Genomic DNA, 19,775 nt, shown 5'->3' with positions numbered 1-19,775 from the left:
GGACGCGTCGCGCCAGCAATCTCGCGCTTTCTCGCATCCGGCGGCGCTGCGGCATCGCGGCGCGGCCCGGCCTGACGCCCGCACCGTCGGCCTGCGGCCCGCCTTCCCGAAGCCCCGGTGGCGCGTGCTTGGGCCGACGCGTGCTCACCCGACTTGCGACGCCATCTGCCGGGTCGCGCCTTCGGCCTTGGCCCGGGCGCGGGCGGCCAGCGTCGTGACATCGTCGCCGGCACGGGCGGGCACGACGCGATAGCGCGCCTCGACGAAGCAATAGACCGCGAAGGCCACGAGGCCGAGCGCCAGCGCCGCCAGCAGCACCTGCCCGTAGGGCTGGGCCCGGACGGCCTCGAAGGCCGTCGTCATGCCGCCCGCCTCGCTGGGGTCGGAGGTCCAGCCGGCGTAGACGAGGAACCCGCCGATGATCGCGATCACGATGCCATGGGCGATGAGCCCCGCCTTCACCACCGGGTCCAGCTTGCGGCTGGTGGGGGTGGCGCGCATGTGTTCCTTGTACTTCTCCTTCATCGCCTTGAGGCCGTAGTAGCCCCCGGCCCCGATCGCCACGAGGCCCGCCCCCATGACCAGCCACTTGCCGAAGGGCTGTTGCAGCAGCCAGGAGGCCAGCGTGCGCGCGCTGTCGCCCCCGCCGCCGCCCGCCCCCATGGCGAGCCGGACCGAGGTCACCGCCAGACCGGCGGACACCCCACCCGAGAAGGTCTGGCCGAGCCGGGCGACGATCCCCTTCAGGTCATGGCCACGGCGTTCGAGGTCCATGAAGGCGCAGATGAACCGCCAGACGGCATAGGCGGCAAAGCCCGCGCCGAGGATCCACAGCAGCAGCGGGCCGAAGCTTTCGCCGCGCAGGCTGGCGAGGGCGGACTGGGTGTCGTCGGTCTGCCCGCCGGTCAGCGCAGCGGTGAAGACGAGGCCGCCCAGCAGGGCATAGGTGAGGCCACGGGCGGAATAGCCGAAGCGCATGGCGGGCACGACCCATGCGGGGGCGCGGTCTTGGGACATGAGACGTCTCCTCCGATCGGCGCCCCGGACGGGCGCGGTCTGGCGCGGATGCGCGGAACACGGTCGGCGGCAAAGCCTGCGCGGCCCGTGCTGGTCTGGTGATCTTGGGGAGACAATGATCGGGAGCCCCGCCCGGTTCCCTCCGGCGGAACGACCGGGCCGGTGCGGGGACACGGTCCACCGGTCGGTTCGGCCCCGGCGCGGCGCGGTTCACCCGCCTCGATGCAGGGAAAACCGTGGCATGAGGAGACGATACAGGGCTGGCAGGAAAGCGGCAGGCAGGAAAGGGCCGTGGAGACCAGAAGGCCGCGTCCCGCCACAACCGGCGTCTCGGCCACGGATGCGCACCACAGGCCCGCTCCTCAGAGCTCACCCCGGCTACGGGGCCTCAGGGCCCTGCGGCCACGGGGCCTCAGGGCTTGCGCGGGGTCTCGGGCGGCGTGGGGCAGCCGGCGGGCACGGGCTCACCGTCGAAGACCACGGCGCCGCAGGCATTGATCTGCTGCCAGGAATAGCCGCGCCCGTCGGGCATGACGGCGATCACCCGATCGATGCCGTAGTGGATGTCGCTGCGCGACAGGAAGGCCTTGGCCCGCCCGCTCTCCAGCGCGGCGCCGATCTCCTCGGCGTCGTAGCAGTCGAACCAGCCCGGCGCGACCAGCGGGTCCGCGGAGGGGTAGGCCTGGTAGCGCGCGTCCAGCCCCTCGACCGGCTCATCGAGGATGAAGCAGGCCCGGTAGCGGATCGGCGAACTGCCCGCGTCGATGGCGCGGTAGTCGGAATAGGCCACCGGCTGCACGGCACCCGCCGGCGTGGTCATCACCACGTCGTCGACACCGTTCGGCACCACCTCTTCATAGAAGGCATAGACCTGCGCGTAGTAGACGCCGCCACCCACCAGCAGGGCCGAGATCACGATGATCGCGGCAAGGATCTTGCCGGTCACGCGGCGGTCCCCTCCGGGGTCCAGCCGCCCGCCTCGGTCTGCACGAAGGCATCGGCGCATTTCTTTGCCAGTGCCCGGACGCGGCCGATGTAGGCCTGCCGCTCGGTGACCGAGATCACCCCGCGCGCGTCCAGCAGGTTGAACAGGTGCGAGGCCTTGATGCACTGGTCATAGGCCGGGTGGGCCATGACGATGCGCTTGCCGGTCTTGGGGTCGTCGTAGTCCTGCGACAGGATCGCCTCGCATTCGGCCTCGGCCTCCTCGAAGTGCTTCAGCAGCATCTCGGTGTTGGCCACGTCGAAGTTCCAGCGGGAATATTCCTGCTCGGTCTGACGGAAGACATCGCCGTATTTCAGGGCGATCGGCGCCTGCGGATCGTTGAAGGGCATGTCCATCACGTGGTCGATGCCGAGCACGTACATCGCGAGGCGCTCCAGACCATAGGTCAGTTCGCCGGAAACAGGATGGCAGTCATGGCCGCCGACCTGCTGGAAATAGGTGAACTGAGACACTTCCATGCCGTCGCACCAGACTTCCCAGCCGAGGCCCCATGCGCCCAGCGTCGGGCTCTCCCAGTCGTCCTCGACGAAGCGGATGTCGTGCATCTCCATGTCGATGCCGATGGCTTCGAGCGAGCCGAGGTAGAGGTCCTGAAGGTCCGGCGGGCTGGGTTTGATCAGCACCTGGTACTGGTAGTAGTGCTGCAGCCGGTTCGGGTTCTCGCCATAGCGGCCATCGGTCGGACGGCGCGAGGGCTGGACATAGGCCGCGGCCCAGGACCGCGAGCCGAGCGAGCGCAGCGTGGTGGCCGGGTGGAACGTGCCGGCGCCGACCTCCATGTCATAGGGCTGCATGATCGCGCAGCCCTTGGACGCCCAGTAACCCTGAAGCCGCAGGATGATCTCCTGGAACGAGCGGGGTTTGTCGCTGCTTGCCGCCATCTGATGCCACCTTCACCGGGGGCGCGGCGGGGCCTCGGGGGCCGCATCCGCGCGGGAAATTATCGCCGCCCTACCTATTGGGCAGCGCGGTCCGGGTCAATCAGCCGCTCACGCATTATTTGGTCGCACAGGGGGGGAGATTTGGTAGAACCGGGATCAACACTTGTAAAAAGACGCTGAGCAGAGGCCCTTTTCCATGATCCGATTTCTTCTCACCCTGCTCGTGGCGGTGACGCTCTTCGTGCGCCCGGCCGCGGCCCAGTCTCCGAACGCGGAGGTCTGGGTCCAGATCGAGGCCCAGCCGAGCCTGAACCGCGCGCTGGAGGTGGCGAGAGGCTATGCCGCCCGCCTGCCCGACGTGAACGGCTTCGCGCTCGGCAGCGGCTGGTACGCCATCGCCCTGGGGCCGTACACCCGCGATCAGGCGGGCGAGACGCTGCGCGTGCTGCGCAGCCGCGGCCAGATCCCGCGGGACAGCTATATCGGTTTCACCTCGAACTACCGCGACCGGTTCTATCCCGTGGGCGGCGGCGCCCTGACCCAGGATCTGCCGCAGGAGACCCCTGTGGCCCCTGCCCCCTCCGAGACCGTCGACACGGCCCCGCTGGAGCCCGAGGTCGCCGAGACCCCGGCCATCGTCGCCCCCGAACCAGAGCCCGAACCCGTCCCGGCCGAGGAAACCGTCTGGCAGGCACGCCAGAGCGAGCAATTGCTGACCCGGGTCGAGCGCGAGGAACTCCAGATCGCCCTGCGCGACGCGGGCCACTACAATTCCACCATCGACGGCGCCTTCGGCAACGGCACCCGCAACGCCATGGCCTCGTGGCAGGCGGCGCAGGGCTACGAGGTGACCGGCGTTCTGACCACCCGTCAGCGCGAGGCGCTGCTGCGCGACTACTACGCCATCCTCGAAGGGCTGGACCTGCAGGTGGTGCGCGACGAACGCGCGGGCATTGCCCTGAAGATGCCCACCGCCATGGTGGCCTTCGACCGCTACGAGGCCCCCTTCGTCCACTTCGAGGCCACCGACGGCGGCCCGCAGAAGGTCGTGCTGATCTCGCAGGAGGACACGCAGGACACGCTCTTCGGCCTCTACGACATCCTGCAGACGCTGGCGATCGTGCCTGTCGAGGGCCCGCGCGAGCGCGGCAGCAGCAGCTTCTCCATCGAGGGCACCAACAGCGAGATCACGACCTACGTGCAGGCGACGCTGCAGGACGGGGAGATCAAGGGCTTCATCCTCGTCTGGCCCGTGGGGGATGAAACCCGCCGGACCCGGATGCTGCAGGAGATGACCCCGAGCTTCGCCCGCCTGCCCGGCGTGCTGGATGCCGCCGCCGGCAACGAGGCGGTGCAGGACATCGACCTTGTCAGCGGGCTGGAAATCCGCCGCCCCGCGCTGTCGCAGTCCGGCTTCTTCGTGGATGGCGCGGGCAGCGTGGTGACCGCCGCCGCGCCGCTGGCGGCCTGCGGCCGGATCACCCTCGATTACGACCACCCGGCGCGGATCGTGGCGACCGATGCCAGCGGCCAGATCGCCCTGCTGAAGCCCGAGGAACGGCTGGCCCCGATCGCCGTGGCCGCCTTTGCCGAGGGCCCGGCGCGGCTGCAATCCACGGTCGCGGCGGCCGGCTACTCCTACGAGGGCGTGCTCGGCGCGCCGACGCTCACCTTCGGCAAGCTGGCGGATGTGCGCGGCCTCGACGGTGAGGCCGGTGTGAGCCGCCTCTCGCTCGAGACCCGCCCCGGCGATGCGGGCGGTCCGGTGCTGGACGAACGCGGCGCGGTGATCGGCATGCTGCTGCCCGCGGGCGACGGCACCCGGCAGCTGCCTGAAAACGTAAGCTTCGCGGTCGACGGCGATGCGCTGCGCACGGCCCTCGCACAGGCCGGCGTCACGGTGGAAGCCGCGACCGCGGGCGGGATCGTTCCGCCGGAAGACCTGACCACGCAGGCAACCGGGCTGACGGCTCTGGTCTCCTGCTGGAAGTGAGCTCGCGACAAGACGGAAACGGGGCGGCCTTCGGGCCGCCCTTTTTCGTTGCGGCGATTGGTATGGTGTCTGGCGAGGCGGGCCCTGCCGGGATGGGTCGCAAGTTGTGGAGGGCAGGATCAGGCGCCTTCTGACCCATCACTTTCCCCGTTCACAACGGGACAGGGGCAACTCGCGTTCAACCAAAACCTCGCGGTGCTCTGCTCATCGGCCCGTGCCGCCACCCTCAGGCGCAGGGCAGCGCCGGCCCGCGGGGTGGCGCAGTAGCACCGGTCGTCACTGGGGCGCCATTGGTCCGCGCCACAATGGCGACGGGGGGCGGATCGGCGCTGCCCGGCCTGTCGACCGGGCGGGACAGACAGGGAGGACTGCGTTGTGGAGTTGTGGTGCGGGTGGCCTCCAGCGCTCACGCGCGCCAGAAATTCACCGTCAGCAGCGCATAGACCACCATCAACTCCAGCCGTCCGACCAGCATCGCGATGGCCAGCAGCCATTTTGCCGTGTCGTTGAGCGTGGAGAAGTTGCCCGCCGGTCCGATCGTGTCCCCCAGCCCCGGGCCGATGTTCGCCAGCGCCGTGGCCGCGCCACTCAGCGCGGTGACGAAGTCGAGCCCGGTCAGGCCGAGCGCCACAGTCAGCACCCCCAGCGTCACGGTGAAAAAGACGAAGAAGGACATCACCGAGGAGAGCACGTCCTCGGGGATCGGGCGGCCATCGTAGCGCGCGATGAAGACCCCGTGCGGCGTGTGGATGCGGCGGAACTGGGCCCGTAGCGAGGCCAGCAGGATCTGGTAGCGGAAAATCTTGACCGAGCAGGCGGTGGAGCCCGCGCAGCCGCCGATCAGCCCGGCGAAGAAAAAGAGCGTGATCGCGAACCCGCCCCAGGCCATGTAGTCGACCGAGGCAAAGCCGGTGCCCGACAGGATCGAGACGATGTTGAACAGCGCCTCGCGCAGGCTCTGCTCCCAGTGCTGCGGGAAGATCGTCAGCAGCACGAGGAAGAGCATCCCTGTCAGCCCGAAGATCGTCCAGGCGAAGCCGCGCACCTGCACGTCCTCGAACATCGCCCAGCCGTGGCCGTTGATCATCTGCACGTAGCGCACGAAGGGCAGCGCCGCGAGGATCATGTAGAACGAGGCCGCGTATTCCATCGGCCCCGAGAAGGCCCCGAAGGAGGCGTCGCGGGTCGAGAAGCCGCCGGTGGAGACCGTGGTCAGCGCATGGACCGAGGCATCGAAGGCCCCCATGCCCATAATCAGGTAGGTGAAGGCGCAGGCCAGCGTGATGCCCACGTAGATCACCGAGATCTGGCCCGCGATCGCCGTGGCCCGGGGCAGGATCTTGCCCATGGTCTCGAAAGCCTCGGAGCGAAAGATCTGCATCCCGCCGACGCGCAGTTCCGGCAGGAAGACCATCGCCACGACGATGATCCCGATGCCGCCCAGCCATTGCAGGATGCCCCGCCAGAGCAGGAGCCCCTTGGGCAGGTCGTCGAGCCCCGAGAAGACGGTGGACCCGGTGGTGGTCATGCCCGACATCGCCTCGAAGAAGGCATCGACGAAGCGCGCCTCGGTCGCGCCCAGCATGAAGGGCAGCGCGCCGAAGAGCGGCAGGGCAATCCAGACCAGCGTCGCCAGCAGGAAGGTCTGCTGCAGCGTCAGCCCCTCCTTCTTGGAGTTCTGGCAGGCGAGCGCCAGCACCGTGCCCGAGAGCAGCGTGAGCACCGCGCATTCCGCGAAGACGGGCCAGTGGCCCCGCCCCTCGGCGATGTCCACCGCAAGCGGGGGCAGCATGGTGACGCCCAGGCAGGCCAGCAGAAGGCCGATCACGTATCCGACGGGTCTGATATCAAACATGAAGGGCAGGGTTGGAGCTGTTGGCGGGAAAGGTCAAGCGGCGCGTGGGCTGCGCGGGAGGTGGGGGCTGTCTGCCCCCCGGGGCCACAGGCCCCTCCCCCCGAGGATATTTGGGAACAGTGGATGGATCAGGCGGGCAGCGGGGCGAGGCCGCCGATCTCCTCGATCAGGCGGAGGACCTCGCGGAGGCCCTCACCGGTCTTGAGGTTGGTGAAGACGAAGGGACGCGCTCCGCGCTGGATCTTCGCGTCGCGCTCCATCACCGAGAGGTCGGAGCCCACGTAGGGCGCGAGATCGGTCTTGTTGATGACGAGGATGTCGGACTTGGTGATCGCCGGCCCCCCCTTGCGCGGGATTTCCTCGCCGGCGGCCACGTCGATGACGTAGATCGTCAGGTCCACCAGCTCCGGCGAGAAGGTGGCCGAGAGGTTGTCGCCGCCCGATTCCACCAGCACCACGTCGAGGTCCGGGAAGGTCTCGCGCAGTTTGGCGATGGCGGCGAGGTTGATCGAGGCATCCTCGCGGATCGCGGTATGGGGGCAGCCGCCGGTCTCGACGCCCATGATCCGGTCCGAGGTCAGCGCCTGCATCCGCACCAGCGCCTCGGCATCCTCCTGCGTGTAGATGTCATTGGTGACCACCGCGATGGAGAGGTGATCGCGCAGCGCCCGGCAGAGATTGGCGGTGAGCGTCGTCTTGCCGGCGCCGACGGGGCCGCCGAGGCCGATGCGGAGAGGACCGTGGGGCGAGGACATGAGAGAGTTCCTTTCAGGACCGGAAGAGGCGGGTCGCCTGCGTCTCGTGACGCATGGCGGCGATGTCGATGGATAGCGCGCAGCTGCCGATCTCGTCCAGCGGGGCGGTTTCGGCCTCGGAGGCAAGTGCGGCGCAGGTGGGCAGCAGCGCCATGACCGCGCGCTGCCCGTCGGTCTGGCCGAGGGGCACGAGGCGCACGGCGGCGGAGGCGAGATTGGCGGCGTTGGCCTGCAGAGAGAGCCGCAGCGTCTCGGCCAGCGGCAGGCCCTGCCGGGCCGCCGCGGCACCGAGCACCACCGGATAGGGCATCGGCGGCAGGTCGTAGCCGTAGAGCGCGTTGACGGTCTCGGCAAAGGCGCGGCCCTGTTGCTCGGTCTCGAGCAGGCGTTCGGCGGAGGGGGCAAGCGCGGCGGCAAGCTCGGCGATCTCCGCCAGCTCTGCCGGAGCGGCGCGGTAGGCATGGGCCAGCAGGATCGCGTCCGACCGCCCTGCCCCGAGCCGCAGCGCGGTCTCCAGCCAGCCCTCCAGCGTGGCGCGGTCCGAGACCTCGCCCGCGTGGACCGCATATTCGAGCCCGTGGGAATAGGCGAAGGCCCCCACCGGGAAGGCCGGTGAGAGCCACTGGTGCAGCAGCATGGCCGCGTCAGTCGTCATGGCTGTGGTCGTGGGCGTGGCTATGGCTGTGGGAGTGCGCGTGGCCATGGGAATGACCGGCATGGCTGTGCGCATGGGAATGGGAATGGGAATGGGAATGGGAATGGGAATGGGAATCGCTGTGAGCGTGATCCTCACCGTGGGAATGACCATGGGTCCGGCCCATGCCATAGGCCCCGCCCTCGGGCGTGAAGGGCGCGGTCAGCCCATGCATGTGCGCGCCGAGACGCGAGAGCATGTCGGCCATCACCCGGTCCTCGCGGATCAGCAGGCGGGTGGGTTCGATTTGGCAGGGGGTGTGCCGGTTGCCGATATGCCATGCGAGCCGCACGAGCGCGGCAGGCTCGGCCAGGATCTCGATCAGCGGTTCGGGGGCGGCGAGGACGCGGATCAGCGCGCCATCTTCCATTTCGAAACAATCCCCTTCATCGAGGGACATCGTTTCCGGAAGATCAATGAGGACGCGGGCCCCGCCTTCGGTCGTCAGGACCTTGCGGCGCAGGAAGCGAGCCTCGTAGTCGAGCGTGACCGTGTCAGCGACAGGCGTGTCGGCGGCAACGGCGCGCAGGACGGAGCGGGCGGGGGGCAGCTGGCTCACGCCGTGCCCCCCATCCGAAGGTCAGGTCGGCCTGAATTCAGAGATAGAACAGGTCGCGGAAGACGTAGGCCGGGATCTCGTCGCGGGTGATGCCCAGCTTGGCCAGCTCGTCGTCCGATTTCTGGTTCAGAGCGTGGATCTGGTCGATCCGTGCGCGGCGTTCCAGGTAGGCGTTGAAGCCCTGGCCGATGGCGGCGAAGAAGTTGTCGAGTTTGCCACGTGCCGGTGCGGCGTTGGTTGCGAGTGCCATTTTGTGCCTCTTTGAAGTCCGTTGGATGGTTGCGGGTGTGTTCCCCTTGGCCTCCAAAGTAGGTCAGCAGCGGTGACATGAGTACCTCCAATGCGACAGCCCCGCCATGCATTTGCTGCATCGCAGCACGGATATTGCTGCGCTTGCGAAATGAACGGGAAATTTCTTTGCGCCCTGCCCCGGCAGGACGTGATTTTTCTTGCTCGACCGACATGACTGTCCGTTTCTCGTGGGCGTACCGGCGCAGGATCCCGGGCGACTCAGAACAGGAAATAGCGCTGCGCCATCGGAAGTTCGGTCGCCGGCTCGCAGGTCAGCAGCTCGCCGTCCGCACGCACCTCGTAGGTTTCCGGATGCACCTCGATATGCGGCAGCGCGTCGTTGAGCTTCAGATCCTTCTTACCGATCTGCCGGGTATTGAGCACGGCGACGGTCTCTTTCGCGAGGCCATAGCGTTCGCCCACACCCTCGGCCTGGGCGGCGGCGGAGACGAAGACCACGGCGGAGTTTTCCACCGCGCGGCCATAGGCGCCGAACATGGGCCGGGAATAGACCGGCTGCGGCGTCGGGATCGAGGCGTTCGGATCGCCCATCTGCGCCACGGCGATGGAGCCGCCGAGCAGCACCATCTCGGGCTTCACCCCGAAGAAGGCGGGCGACCAGAGCACGAGGTCGGCGCGCTTGCCCTCTTCGATGGAGCCGATCTGATGCGAGAGCCCGTGCGCGATGGCCGGGTTGATCGTGTATTTCGCGATGTAGCGGCGGACGCGGAAGTTGTCGTTGTCCCCCGTCTCCTCGGGCAGGCGGCCGCGCTGCTTCTTCATCTTGTCGGCGGTCTGCCAGGTGCGGATCAGCACCTCGCCCACGCGGCCCATGGCCTGGCTGTCGGACGCGATGATCGAGAAGGCGCCCATGTCGTGCAGGATATCCTCGGCGGCGATGGTCTCGCGCCGGATGCGGCTCTCGGCAAAGGCCACGTCCTCGGGGATCGACTTGTCGAGGTGGTGACAGACCATCAGCATGTCGAGGTGCTCGTCCACCGTGTTGCGCGTGAAGGGCCGCGTCGGGTTGGTCGAGGAGGGCAGCACGAAGCTTTCGCCGCAGATCTTGATGATGTCCGGCGCGTGGCCGCCCCCTGCCCCTTCCGTGTGGAAGGCGTGGATCGTGCGGCCCTTCATGGCCTTCACGGTGTTCTCGACGAAGCCGCTTTCATTCAGCGTGTCGGTGTGGATCATCACCTGCACGTCGTAGTCATCCGCGACCGAGAGGCAGCAGTCGATGGCGGCAGGTGTGGTGCCCCAGTCCTCGTGCAGCTTCATCGCACAGGCGCCCGCGCGGATCTGTTCCTCCAGCGCGGCGGGCAGCGAGGCATTGCCCTTGCCCGCAAAGGCGAGGTTCATGGGGAAGGCATCGGCCGCCTGCATCATGCGCATCATATGCCAGGGGCCGGGGGTGACGGTGGTGGCCAGCGTCCCGTGCGCGGGGCCGGTGCCGCCGCCCAGCATGGTGGTCAGGCCGGAATGCAGCGCGTCCTCGATCTGCTGCGGACAGATGAAGTGAATGTGGCTGTCAAAGCCACCGGCGGTAAGGATCTTGCCCTCGCCCGCGATGACCTCGGTGCCGGGGCCCACGATGATGTCGATGCCGGGCTGGGTGTCCGGGTTGCCCGCCTTGCCGATCTTGTGGATGCGCCCGTCGCGCAGGCCCACGTCGGCCTTGTAGATGCCGGTGTAATCCACGATCAGCGCGTTGGTGATCACGGTGTCCACGGCGCCCTGCGCGCGGGTGGCCTGGCTCTGGCCCATGCCGTCGCGGATCACCTTGCCGCCGCCGAACTTCACCTCTTCGCCGTAGTAGGGGCTGTTGCCGCCCGCGACCATGCCGGCATATTCGGCGATCAGGTCGCGCTCCACCTCGATGATCAGGTCGGTGTCGGCCAGACGCAGGCGGTCGCCGGTGGTGGGGCCGAACATCGCGGCATAGTCACCGCGCGAGATTTGGGTGGGCATGTCGTCTCCTTCGGGCGTCGCGGTCGCTCAGTTGAGCCCGCTGAATATCTTGAGGTCCTCGGTGCGCTGACGTGTCAGCCGTTCGAGGCAGTTCAACTTGAGCATCGGCTGGAGCGACCCGCCCCGGGCCAGCGTGGATTCGGCCTCGCAGGCGGCATCGCGGAAGGGGATCCACGCGCGCTGAGCCGCGCGCAGCAGGTCGGCGTCCGTGTCCTGTCCGGCGGGCACGGGGCCGCGATCCTTTGCAAGCGCCATGGCCTGCTTGTAGGCGGCGTTCAGCGCGGCATCCGCCGTCTCGAACGCGCGCCCCGCGCAGGTGGTCATGTCGATCTGGGTGACGGGCGCGCTGCAATCCTGCGCCCGCCCCGCAGATGCAAGGGCCGAGAGCACGAGAGCCATGGCCCCGGGCAGGAGAACGCGGCAGACAGTCATGCGATCAGCTGTCGTCCGAGGATTTCGGCGGCATCGCCGGCGGCGGAGTGGGCGCGCGGCGGCGGGGCGAGGCCTTGGCCGCCGTCTTCGCGGGCGTGCGCGGCGCGGCGGGTTTGGCCGTCGTTTCCGCAGGCTTTGCCGTTGCGGGCGGCGTCTCCTTCGCGGGCGCGGCCTCCGACTTCGACGTCGTGGAGGCTGCCGTTTTCGCAGTGGCGCTCTCGGCCTTCGGGGCCTTGGCGGGTGCCGCTTTCGCAGGCGCGGCTTCGGCTTTCGCCACGGGTTTCGCTGCAGGCTTCGGGGCCGCAGGTTTGGCCACCTTGCGCGGGGCCGTGCGGGCGGCGGGCTTGCGGGTGGGTGCGGCGCGTTTGGCCCGTGCGGGTTTGGGCGCCTCGACGGGCGCGTCTGCGGGCGCGTCCGCGGAGGTCTCGACCACGAGGCTCCGCATCATCATGACCGGATGCGCGCGCATGGCGGTGCGCATCATGCTCTGGCCGGTGCGCAGGTTGTGCTCCAGTTGCCGTGCCGCGGCCCGGAACATCGCGGTCTGCAGGCTCATCGCCGTTCCAAGGAAATACATCGCCGTCCCTCCGTAGTTGTCCCGTTATGCTGCCCCGCGGGGCTGGCAGCGGTCCTTACAGCCAGTCTGCCGGTGTCTGCGCCCGCCGGGTGCCCCGCGTCACAGGCCGCCGCCCCCGGGGCGCCGGCCTGTCCGTGTCAGAGGTCGCCCATGACCTTCTGGTTGAACCCGTAGATCTTCCGCGCCCCGCCGATGGGGATCAGCGAGACCTCGCGCCGCTGGCCCGGCTCGAACCGCACGGCCGTGCCCGCCGCGATGTCGAGCCGCATGCCGCGGGCCACGCCCCGATCGAAGTCCAGCGCCTCGTTGGCCTCGGCGAAGTGGTAGTGGCTGCCGACCTGCACCGGACGGTCGCCGGTGTTGGCGACCATCAGCGTGACCGCCTCCTTGCCGGAATTCAGCGTCAGGCTGCCCTCTGCCGGAAACAGTTCGCCGGGGATCATTTGCGGCCCTGAAGGAAGTCGTTGCGCGATTTCGCGGGCACTCGCACCGGGATCGGCCTGAGCTGCGGTTGCGGTGCAAGGCCGAGGGCCTCTGCCAGTTTCCGGATCAGTTCATGCATTCTCTGTTCCTTTCTCGGACAGTTAGCGGATCGGATTGTGGACGGTGACGAGCTTGGTCCCGTCCGGGAACGTCGCCTCGACCTGAACCTCGTGGATCATCTCGGGCACCCCCTCCATGCATTGCTCTGCCGTGATCACCTGGGCGCCGGCCTGCATCATGTCCGCGACGGAGCGTCCGTCGCGGGCGCCCTCGACCACGGCATCCGTGATCAGGGCGATCGCCTCCGGGTGGTTCAGCTTGACGCCGCGCGCCAGCCGCTTGCGGGCCACTTCGGCGGCCATGGCCACCAGCAGTTTGTCCTTTTCCCGGGGGGTCAGTTGCATGTCAGATCGTCCATGTTCTTGGCAGGGAGGTACCGGACAAAACCTCGATCGCGGGGATCAGGTTCCGGCGCAGGTCAAATCCGTCCGGCGCGATGGCGCGGGCGAAGAGCAATCCGGGCCGCACGAGGCTGGCCGATCCCGCCTGCCCCAGCGCCGCGCGCAGGGGGGCGAGCTTCAGCTCGGCATCGAGGGCGGCGAAGATCAGCGTGGCGATGGCCCGGCAGCCCGGCGCGACACCGGGGCGGGCGAGAATGTCGTCGATCCGGCCCGAGAGGCGCAGATTGTCGGCGAAGATCAGACGACCGCCGCGCCGGATGCGCCACTGGTCCTCGAGATGGGCCGCCGTCACGATCTCGCCCATGGCGAGCCGCCCCATCAGCAGGGGCTCCACCGCGAGGAAACGCGCATCCTCGGCCAGCGAGACGTCGATCCGGCGCTGCAACCGCGCCTGATCGAAGACGATGGTTTCCTGCGGCAGCCAGTCGAGCCGCGCGCCCGGACCCACGTCGAGCCGCGTCGTCATCCGCCCGGTTTCGCCGGGTTGCGCCTTGTAGATGCGTTCCGCAGCCTGCGAGGTCATCACCAGGTGCGCCCCCGCCTCGGCCGCCGCGGCGAGCGAGAAGCGATCCCCGCCGGTGATGCCGCCGGCCGTGTTCAGGAACACCGCCTGCAACGCCGTCTCACGGGTGTGGGGGAAGAGCGCCTTGAGGGAGCCACCGACACGCAGGTCGGAAATCCGGGACCGGCCCCGGGCCTGCTTGGCCGACAGGACAAGCTCTCCGCGCGCGCGTTGAGCGCGCGGCGCAGCATCTGCAAGGGAGCGGGCAGCTTCGGCGTTGATGGCGCAATCCTCCTTCCCCGCGAGCTTGACGCATCTTTTTCGGAAATGGGAGAGGAAAGATTGTGCAGCTGCAGCTTGACGCGGCGCCCACCGAAGCGCGCGCCGCAATCCTCAGCACAGTCAGGACTTTAGGCCTCAGCCGACGTGATACAGGCTCGGGAAGAGCCGCGGATCGACGCTTTCCGTGGCGAAGGTCGGGCCTTCGGTCAGGATCGAGACCGCGTCATGGCTGTGCAAGCTTTCCTGATGGCTCGCCACCACGCGGAAATCACCGATCCGGTCGTCCCGTTGCAGCTGCTCGCAGAAGAGCCGTGCCGCGTCCTCGACAAAGATCGGGTTGGCGGCGTTCAGCTCGGCGAAGGCCTGTTCGTCCTCACGCTTGACCATGACCTGCGTTTCCGTCGGCACCGCGACGCGCGCCATGTCGATCAGGTCCTCGAACCAGAGACAGCGCGCGCCACTGGCCTCGACCGAGATCCGCGCGACGGAGCGCTGCGAATGGGGCGTCGCCAATTGGCCGCGGGATTGGCGGGCATGTTCGGACAGTTCCAACGAACAGGGGCAGGTCGAGGAGTAGACATAGTCGAGGTGGACGAATTTCTTGCGCACCCCGTCCTTCTCTACCAGCTCGAGGGCAATATCGTAATACTGATAGCCCGACAGGCCCGAGCGCAGGGACTCCCGGCGCACAGGGTACGAAAACCGCATCATGATCCGTGCATCGAGGCTGTCCAGATCGGTCTTGTAGTCGTCCAGCGCGTGTTCGATCACCTCGAAGGAGAAGGTCTTCTCGGCGTGGGTATAGAAGGACCGCATGATGCGGGACATGTTGATGCCCTTCTTGTCCGCCTCGAGGCTGACCGTCCCGGTGACCGAGCTTTCGAGCATGATCTCGCCCGCGTCGCGGGTGCGGTAGCGGATCGGCAGGCGGAAGTTCGAGATGCCGACGTGCTGGATCTGAGTCCGCGCGCCCCGGATCAGGCTGGCGGGGCCGTTCTGCAGATCGGGCAGCGTCTCGCGGTAGGCGGCATCGGCCGCGAACCCCTCGGGATAGTCGCGCGACAGCAGCGGATACTCCGCCTGACCGGGCAGCAGGCGCGCCACGGCGGGATCGAGTGCGAGGATCTCGGCGTCCGAGGCTTTCGCGGCCCATTTCCGCAAGCTTTCGAGCGCCGACTTCGCGCCTTCGCGGTCCAGCGTCTGGTCCATGTCCTTGGGGTGAATGTTCATCGCGTCCTCTCCCGGTGCCGGGGTGCTCCTTGCAGCCCATAACATAGGGTGCCGGGGCAACTTTTGCCATTGTTCATCCGGGATACGCCGTTCCCCGCGCGGCGGATCACCCGTCGAATGCGTCGTTTCCGGGGGGCGGCCGCCTTCCGGGGGGCCTAGCGCAGGTCGCCCCGGGGTCACAAGTCTTTCGCGCGCCCCGGGTTCCCGGCTTTGCGCCGCGCGGCGGAGCGGTCATACTCGCCCCGATCCCAGCCGTGAGGCCCCCTGCCCGACATGACCGACCTGCTTGCCCGCGACGCCGCCGTCTTCCTGCACCAGTCCTCCTCCTCCCCCGTCGCCTGGCCGCTTGCCGGGGCCGAGGGGATCTGGCTCACCGCGCCGGACGGGCGGCGCTCGATGGATTTCCACGGCAACACGGCCCATCACCTCGGCTTCGGCCATCCGCGCGTGAAGGCCGCCATCGCGGCGCAGCTCGACGCCCTGCCCTTCTCGCCCCGGCGCTACACCAACGATCCCGCCGTGACGCTGGCCGAGAGGCTGGCGGCGCTGGCCCCCACGGCGCAGACCCGGGTGCTCTTCGCCCCCTCCGGCTCCGACGCGGTGGAGATCGCCCTGCGGCTGGCCCGCGCCGTCACCGGGCGGGCGGGCACGCTGGGGTTCGAGGGCGCCTATCACGGCACCACCTTCGCCGCCGCCTCTGCCGGGGGCGATCCGACCTTCCGGGGGCTCGGCCCGATGCGCGAGGGCGCGCGCCACGTGGCGCAGTTCGCCCCGCTGGAGGAGGTTGCCGCGGTGCTGGAGCGGCGCGAGACCGGGGCCTTCCTTGCCGAGCCGTTGCGCGCCACGCCCCGGATCGCGCCGGAGGGCTACTGGCAGGCGGTGCGCGCGCTCTGCGACCGCACCGGCACGCTGCTGATCTTCGATGAAATCCCCACCGGCCTTGGCAAGACGGGGCGGGTCTTTGCCAGCGAGCATGAGGGGGTGGTGGCGGATATCACCCTGCTGGGCAAGGCGCTCGGCGGGGGTATCCTGCCGCTGGCCGCCGTGCTGGCGGATGCACGGCTGAACGTGGCCGCCGCGCATGACCTCGGCCATTTCACCCATGAGAAGAACCCGGTGCTGGCCGCCGCCGGCCTCGCCACGCTCGACGTGCTGGAGGAAGACGCCCTGCCCGCCCGCGCCGCCCGTCTGGGCGCGCAGGCCGTGGCACAGCTGACCGCCGACCTCGCCGGGGGGCCGGGCGTGGTGGATATCCGCGGACGCGGGATGCTCTTCGGGGTGGAACTGGACGATCCGGCCCGGGCGCGGGCGATCTGCGCCGCCTGCATGGCGCGTGGGCTGGCCTTCAAGACCTCCGGGGGCATCCTGACGCTCTCCCCGCCGCTCGTCATGGAAGAGGGCGACCTGATGGCCGCCCTCGCAATCGTCGTGGAAGAGGTCCGCAGGCAGGCGGCGGGCTGACGCTGACGCTGACGCCCCGCTTATGCCCCCCTTACGCCTTGTCGAGCGCCTGAAGCACGTCGGCCACGAGGTCCTCGGTTGCCTCGATCCCCAGCGAGATCCGGACGAGACCGGGGGTGATGCCCAGTTCGACCTTCTGCTCTTCCGGCAGACGCTGGTGCGTCGTGGTGGCCGGATGGGTCAGCAGCGTCTTCGCATCGCCGAGGTTGTTCGAGATGATCCCGATCTCCAGCGCGTTGAGGAAGCGGAACGCCGCCTCCTGCCCGCCGGCGAGGTCGATGGAGACCACGGTGCCGCCCTTGCCGGTCGTCTCCAGCACGAGGCCGTGCTGCGCGTGGGACGGATGGCCCGGGTAGATCACGCGGGCAAGTTTCGGGTGCCCTACGAGGGCGGAGGCGAGCGCCTCCGCCGAGGCGACCTGCGCGCGCACGCGCAGTTCCATCGTCTCGAGGCCCTTGAGCATCACCCAGGAGGTGAAGGGGCTCATCGCCGCACCGGTATGCTTGAGGTAGGGTTCCGCCACCTTGCGGACGAACTCCTGCGTGCCGAGGATCACGCCGCCCAGCGTCCGCCCCTGCCCGTCGATGTGCTTGGTCGCGGAATAGACGACCACGTCGGCGCCCAGTTCCAGCGTGCGGGAATAGACCGGGGTGGCAAAGACGTTGTCCACCACCACCAGCGCGCCGACCGCATGGGCGAGCTTGGAGACCGCTTCCACGTCGATCACTTCCAGCGTCGGGTTCGAGACGGATTCGAAGAAGACCAGCTTGGTGTCGGGGCGCAGCGCCGCTTCCCATGCCGAGAGGTCGAGCCCATCGACCAGCGTCAGCTCCACGCCGAAGCGCGGCAGGATCTCGTCGAGGATATAGAGGCAGGAGCCGAAGAGCGCCCGCGCTGCCACCACGTGATCGCCTGCCTTCAGGGGCGCCACGAGGGCCGCGTTGACCGCCGCCATGCCGGAGGCCGTTGCAAAGGCATCCTCGGCGCCTTCCAGCGCGGCGATGCGTTCCTCGAACATGCGGGTGGTCGGGTTGCCGTAACGGGCATAGATGAACTCGTCCTCGCCCAGTTCGACGAAGCGGGCCTCGGCCTGCTCTGCGGTGTCGTAGACGAAGCCCTGCGTCAGGTAGATCGCCTCGCTCACCTCGCCATACTGCGAGCGGCGGCTGCCCGAATGGACGGCCTTGGTCTGTTTTTTCCACGCATCGGTCATTGCACTTCTCCCGGGATCGGACGGCCCGCGCCGCCCCGGCCCCAAATAAAAACCCCCAGACGCGGTCAAGCGAAAGGGGGTCCCTTTGTCCTGACCTTTTAGCGGAATGTTTAACGTGGCCCGCAATCCGGTATCAAATCGCCACGTCCCTCCCCTAGTCCCGCAAGCCCCCTGCGTCAAGACGGGCCCGCGCGGCGGATTTGCCGGCGGCGGCACGGATCGGGGGCCGCGCCCCTTGCCCCCGCCCGTCATTGCCGCATCATGTGACCCCGGATGGAGGGCGCAGGCCCGCCGCAGGCACCCACATGGGGAGAGAGCACATGACCGCACCGATCGACCTCTACTACTGGCCCACGCCGAACGGCTGGAAGATCACCATCGCGCTGGAGGAGATGGGCCTGCCCTACAGGCTCCACCTCGTGAACATCGGCAAGGGCGACCAGTTCGACCCCGAGTTCCTGAAGATCGCGCCGAACAACCGGATGCCCGCCATCATCGATCCCGAGGGCCCCGACGGTGCCCCGATCGCGATCTTCGAGAGCGGCGCGATCCTGCAGTACCTCGCCCGCAAGACCGGCCAGTTCGGCGGCCCGACCGAGCGCGACCGCATCGCGGTGGACCAGTGGCTGATGTGGCAGATGGGCGGGCTTGGGCCGATGGCCGGTCAGGCGCATCACTTCCTCAAGTATGCGCCCCTGATGGACCCGCCGCAGGAACTGCCCTACGCGCAGGACCGCTACCGCAACGAGGTCGCCCGCCTGCTGCGGGTGCTGGACACGCAACTGGGCCAGGCCGAATACGTGGCGGGGAATTTCTTCTCCATCGCGGACATGGCGATCTGGCCCTGGGCGAGCCTCTGGGAGGGTCAGCAGCAGGACATCTCGGACAAGCCGAACCTGCAACGCTGGCTGGACCTCGTCGCCGCCCGCGAGGGCGTCCAGAAGGGCCGCGCCGTGGCCGAGGACCAGCGCGGCGGCATCCGGACCAAGGAAGAGCAGAAAATCCTCTTCGGCCAGAAAGGGTAACGCCCAAGATTTTTCGAAAAATCTTGGCAAATCTCTTAGAAGAAATTTGGGGGCCGCAGCGTTGCGGCCCCCTCTTTCGTGTCCGACGGTCACGGGCCCCGCGGCTATGACCGGAAAATTCGAATTTTCCGGTCCGTTTTCTTCGAAGAAAACGGCGGGGCTGCGCCCCGGGGTCAGGACCTCGGGAGCGAACGTCCCGGCGTCCCGGACACCGGGACGCCTTCGGCTCACTTGATCAGCAGCACCGGCACCTTGCAGGAGCGGATCATCTCGGTCGTGGTCGAGCCGATGATCAGGTTGCGGATGCGGCTGTGGCCCCAGGCCCCCATGACCAGCAGATCGGCGCCCTGTTTCTCCACCAGTTCGGCCAGCGCCGTCTCGGGCTGCCCCTCGACCACCAGCGTCTCGGCCTGGTGGCCGCCCGCCGCAAGCGTCGCCTTGGCATCGCGCAGGCCTTCCGCGATCTTCGGCGTCTCGCCGCCCACGGTCACCACGAGGCAGTCGAGCCCGGCAAAGAGCGGGCTGCGCGCCACGAGGTCCACCGCCTTCATCGCCGAGGGCCCGCCGTCGTAGGCGATCACGACCTTCTTGATCGGCTTGAAGGCCCGGTTCGCCACGAAGACCGGCTTCGTCGCCGCCCGCACGATCCGTTCAAGGTTCGAGCCGAGGTGCAGCTTGGCGAAATCCGCCGCCTCGCCGCGCTTGCCGATGACGATCAGGTCGCCCTGGTCCTCCTTGGCGGTCACGGTCTCGACGATGTCGCCCTGCCGCAGGCGGCTCTCCACCGCCACGCCCTCGGCGGCCTCCTGCACCAGCGCCTGCGCATCCTCGAGGATCGCGCGGCCCTGTGCATGGGTCAGCTTGGCGCGCTGTTCGTCCAGCGTCGCCAGTTCCTCCATCAGCCGGGTGCGGGCGCCCAGCCTGATCTGCCCCGAGAGGTCGCCGCGGTCCGGCGCCTCGCGGCGGCCGAGCACGTGGTAGAGCTTCACCCCTGCCCCGCTGCGCGCGGCGATCCAGGCCGCGTGGCGGCAGACGCTTTCCGAATAGGCCGAGCCGTCGACCAGTGCGAGTATCGTTGTCATGTCAGTCC

At 68.6% G+C, this 19,775-nt stretch carries 21 protein-coding genes and 1 riboswitch; of the genes, 3 read left to right on the top strand and 18 right to left on the bottom strand.

Going from position 1 to position 19,775, the window contains the following annotated elements:
• Nucleotides 1-144 precede the first annotated feature (144 nt).
• The 3 genes from ACX9MO_RS13120 to ACX9MO_RS13110 form a co-directional block, all read right to left on the bottom strand.
• Nucleotides 145-1,017 carry a DUF1206 domain-containing protein gene (locus ACX9MO_RS13120; protein WP_462212161.1) on the bottom strand — a complete coding sequence of 291 codons (873 nt, stop codon included), beginning with the start codon at nt 1,015-1,017 and terminating at the stop codon, nt 145-147.
• 412 nt (nt 1,018-1,429) lie between these two features.
• Nucleotides 1,430-1,963 carry a DUF6446 family protein gene (locus ACX9MO_RS13115; protein ID WP_462212160.1) on the bottom strand — a complete coding sequence of 178 codons (534 nt, stop codon included), beginning with the start codon at nt 1,961-1,963 and terminating at the stop codon, nt 1,430-1,432.
• Nucleotides 1,960-2,904 carry a glycine--tRNA ligase subunit alpha gene (locus tag ACX9MO_RS13110; protein ID WP_222489137.1) on the bottom strand — a complete coding sequence of 315 codons (945 nt, stop codon included), beginning with the start codon at nt 2,902-2,904 and terminating at the stop codon, nt 1,960-1,962. Before ACX9MO_RS13110 ends, ACX9MO_RS13115 begins: the two co-directional genes overlap by 4 nt.
• A gap of 196 nt (nt 2,905-3,100) precedes the next feature.
• Here ACX9MO_RS13110 and ACX9MO_RS13105 point away from each other — a divergent pair, with 196 nt between their 5' ends.
• Nucleotides 3,101-4,897: a serine protease gene (locus ACX9MO_RS13105; protein ID WP_462212159.1), complete on the top strand. Its 1,797-nt coding sequence runs from the start codon at nt 3,101-3,103 to the stop codon at nt 4,895-4,897.
• A gap of 406 nt (nt 4,898-5,303) precedes the next feature.
• Here ACX9MO_RS13105 and ACX9MO_RS13100 read toward each other — a convergent pair whose 3' ends face one another.
• From ACX9MO_RS13100 to folE2, 13 genes are all read right to left on the bottom strand, one after another.
• Entirely contained in the window at nt 5,304-6,752 is a 1,449-nt protein-coding gene (locus ACX9MO_RS13100) for a TrkH family potassium uptake protein (protein WP_462212158.1), read from the bottom strand.
• Between the two features lie 128 nt (nt 6,753-6,880).
• A complete protein-coding gene (ureG, locus tag ACX9MO_RS13095; RefSeq protein ID WP_462212157.1) occupies nt 6,881-7,507 on the bottom strand; it encodes an urease accessory protein UreG in 627 nt (208 codons plus the stop codon).
• Nucleotides 7,508-7,520: 13 nt separating this feature from the next.
• Nucleotides 7,521-8,162, bottom strand: a complete 642-nt coding sequence (locus ACX9MO_RS13090; protein WP_462212156.1) for an urease accessory protein UreF — start codon at nt 8,160-8,162, stop codon at nt 7,521-7,523.
• The gene (locus ACX9MO_RS13085) at nt 8,152-8,760 is read right to left on the bottom strand and encodes an urease accessory protein UreE (protein WP_462212155.1); all 609 of its coding nucleotides are present in this window, start codon (nt 8,758-8,760) and stop codon (nt 8,152-8,154) included. Before ACX9MO_RS13085 ends, ACX9MO_RS13090 begins: the two co-directional genes overlap by 11 nt.
• Nucleotides 8,761-8,797: 37 nt before the next feature.
• Entirely contained in the window at nt 8,798-9,010 is a 213-nt protein-coding gene (locus tag ACX9MO_RS13080) for a hypothetical protein (RefSeq protein WP_222489131.1), read from the bottom strand.
• Nucleotides 9,011-9,270: 260 nt separating this feature from the next.
• Nucleotides 9,271-11,019, bottom strand: a complete 1,749-nt coding sequence (gene ureC / locus ACX9MO_RS13075) for an urease subunit alpha (RefSeq protein ID WP_222489130.1) — start codon at nt 11,017-11,019, stop codon at nt 9,271-9,273.
• Between the two features lie 27 nt (nt 11,020-11,046).
• Nucleotides 11,047-11,451, bottom strand: a complete 405-nt coding sequence (locus ACX9MO_RS13070; RefSeq protein ID WP_462212154.1) for a lysozyme inhibitor LprI family protein — start codon at nt 11,449-11,451, stop codon at nt 11,047-11,049.
• Between the two features lie 4 nt (nt 11,452-11,455).
• On the bottom strand, nt 11,456-12,028 hold the full coding sequence (locus tag ACX9MO_RS13065) for a hypothetical protein (RefSeq protein ID WP_462212153.1): 573 nt from the start codon (nt 12,026-12,028) through the stop codon (nt 11,456-11,458).
• 137 nt (nt 12,029-12,165) lie between these two features.
• Nucleotides 12,166-12,471, bottom strand: coding sequence for an urease subunit beta (locus ACX9MO_RS13060; protein WP_462212152.1), 306 nt, complete (start codon nt 12,469-12,471; stop codon nt 12,166-12,168).
• Nucleotides 12,468-12,590 (bottom strand): PA1414 family protein, encoded by a 123-nt coding sequence (locus ACX9MO_RS13055; protein WP_462212151.1) that lies wholly within the window; start codon nt 12,588-12,590, stop codon nt 12,468-12,470. Before ACX9MO_RS13055 ends, ACX9MO_RS13060 begins: the two co-directional genes overlap by 4 nt.
• 22 nt (nt 12,591-12,612) lie before the next feature.
• Nucleotides 12,613-12,915 (bottom strand): urease subunit gamma, encoded by a 303-nt coding sequence (locus tag ACX9MO_RS13050; RefSeq protein WP_222489126.1) that lies wholly within the window; start codon nt 12,913-12,915, stop codon nt 12,613-12,615.
• Between the two features lies 1 nt (nt 12,916).
• A complete protein-coding gene (locus tag ACX9MO_RS13045) occupies nt 12,917-13,579 on the bottom strand; it encodes an urease accessory protein UreD (RefSeq protein ID WP_462212150.1) in 663 nt (220 codons plus the stop codon).
• A 312-nt stretch (nt 13,580-13,891) separates the two neighbouring features.
• Complete coding sequence (gene folE2, locus ACX9MO_RS13040; RefSeq protein ID WP_222489125.1) at nt 13,892-14,986, bottom strand: GTP cyclohydrolase FolE2; 1,095 nt, start codon at nt 14,984-14,986, stop codon at nt 13,892-13,894.
• A 273-nt stretch (nt 14,987-15,259) separates the two neighbouring features.
• Here folE2 and ACX9MO_RS13035 point away from each other — a divergent pair, with 273 nt between their 5' ends.
• Nucleotides 15,260-16,447: an aminotransferase class III-fold pyridoxal phosphate-dependent enzyme gene (locus ACX9MO_RS13035; protein ID WP_462212149.1), complete on the top strand. Its 1,188-nt coding sequence runs from the start codon at nt 15,260-15,262 to the stop codon at nt 16,445-16,447.
• Between the two features lie 31 nt (nt 16,448-16,478).
• Here ACX9MO_RS13035 and metZ read toward each other — a convergent pair whose 3' ends face one another.
• On the bottom strand, nt 16,479-17,660 hold the full coding sequence (gene metZ, locus ACX9MO_RS13030; RefSeq protein ID WP_462212148.1) for an O-succinylhomoserine sulfhydrylase: 1,182 nt from the start codon (nt 17,658-17,660) through the stop codon (nt 16,479-16,481).
• Between the two features lie 78 nt (nt 17,661-17,738).
• Nucleotides 17,739-17,815, bottom strand: a riboswitch (SAM riboswitch).
• Between the two features lie 165 nt (nt 17,816-17,980).
• Between metZ and ACX9MO_RS13025 the strand changes: the two genes are divergently transcribed.
• The gene (locus ACX9MO_RS13025) at nt 17,981-18,685 is read left to right on the top strand and encodes a glutathione S-transferase N-terminal domain-containing protein (RefSeq protein WP_462212147.1); all 705 of its coding nucleotides are present in this window, start codon (nt 17,981-17,983) and stop codon (nt 18,683-18,685) included.
• A gap of 227 nt (nt 18,686-18,912) precedes the next feature.
• Here the strand turns inward: ACX9MO_RS13025 and ACX9MO_RS13020 are convergent, their stop codons facing one another.
• Nucleotides 18,913-19,767 carry a universal stress protein gene (locus ACX9MO_RS13020; RefSeq protein WP_462212146.1) on the bottom strand — a complete coding sequence of 285 codons (855 nt, stop codon included), beginning with the start codon at nt 19,765-19,767 and terminating at the stop codon, nt 18,913-18,915.
• Between the last annotated feature and the right edge of the window lie 8 nt (nt 19,768-19,775).

It is taken from the genome of Pseudooceanicola profundus, from assembly GCF_054919315.1.
Note: the sequence above shows the minus strand (reverse complement) of the source record. Positions and strands in the feature narration are given on the sequence as shown.

Excerpts from the sequence above, each read along its gene's own strand:
- ACX9MO_RS13120 (WP_462212161.1), bottom strand. The coding sequence starts at position 1,017 with ATGTCCCAAGACCGCGCCCCCGCATGGGTCGTGCCCGCCATGCGCTTC.
- ACX9MO_RS13110 (WP_222489137.1), bottom strand. The coding sequence starts at position 2,904 with ATGGCGGCAAGCAGCGACAAACCCCGCTCGTTCCAGGAGATCATCCTG.
- ACX9MO_RS13105 (WP_462212159.1), top strand. The coding sequence starts at position 3,101 with ATGATCCGATTTCTTCTCACCCTGCTCGTGGCGGTGACGCTCTTCGTG.
- ACX9MO_RS13100 (WP_462212158.1), bottom strand. The coding sequence starts at position 6,752 with ATGTTTGATATCAGACCCGTCGGATACGTGATCGGCCTTCTGCTGGCC.
- ureG (WP_462212157.1), bottom strand. The coding sequence starts at position 7,507 with ATGTCCTCGCCCCACGGTCCTCTCCGCATCGGCCTCGGCGGCCCCGTC.
- ACX9MO_RS13090 (WP_462212156.1), bottom strand. The coding sequence starts at position 8,162 with ATGACGACTGACGCGGCCATGCTGCTGCACCAGTGGCTCTCACCGGCC.
- ACX9MO_RS13080 (WP_222489131.1), bottom strand. The coding sequence starts at position 9,010 with ATGGCACTCGCAACCAACGCCGCACCGGCACGTGGCAAACTCGACAAC.
- ureC (WP_222489130.1), bottom strand. The coding sequence starts at position 11,019 with ATGCCCACCCAAATCTCGCGCGGTGACTATGCCGCGATGTTCGGCCCC.
- ACX9MO_RS13070 (WP_462212154.1), bottom strand. The coding sequence starts at position 11,451 with ATGACTGTCTGCCGCGTTCTCCTGCCCGGGGCCATGGCTCTCGTGCTC.
- ACX9MO_RS13065 (WP_462212153.1), bottom strand. The coding sequence starts at position 12,028 with ATGTATTTCCTTGGAACGGCGATGAGCCTGCAGACCGCGATGTTCCGG.
- ACX9MO_RS13060 (WP_462212152.1), bottom strand. The coding sequence starts at position 12,471 with ATGATCCCCGGCGAACTGTTTCCGGCAGAGGGCAGCCTGACGCTGAAT.
- ACX9MO_RS13055 (WP_462212151.1), bottom strand. The coding sequence starts at position 12,590 with ATGCATGAACTGATCCGGAAACTGGCAGAGGCCCTCGGCCTTGCACCG.
- ACX9MO_RS13050 (WP_222489126.1), bottom strand. The coding sequence starts at position 12,915 with ATGCAACTGACCCCCCGGGAAAAGGACAAACTGCTGGTGGCCATGGCC.
- folE2 (WP_222489125.1), bottom strand. The coding sequence starts at position 14,986 with ATGAACATTCACCCCAAGGACATGGACCAGACGCTGGACCGCGAAGGC.
- ACX9MO_RS13035 (WP_462212149.1), top strand. The coding sequence starts at position 15,260 with ATGACCGACCTGCTTGCCCGCGACGCCGCCGTCTTCCTGCACCAGTCC.
- metZ (WP_462212148.1), bottom strand. The coding sequence starts at position 17,660 with ATGACCGATGCGTGGAAAAAACAGACCAAGGCCGTCCATTCGGGCAGC.
- ACX9MO_RS13025 (WP_462212147.1), top strand. The coding sequence starts at position 17,981 with ATGACCGCACCGATCGACCTCTACTACTGGCCCACGCCGAACGGCTGG.
- ACX9MO_RS13020 (WP_462212146.1), bottom strand. The coding sequence starts at position 19,767 with ATGACAACGATACTCGCACTGGTCGACGGCTCGGCCTATTCGGAAAGC.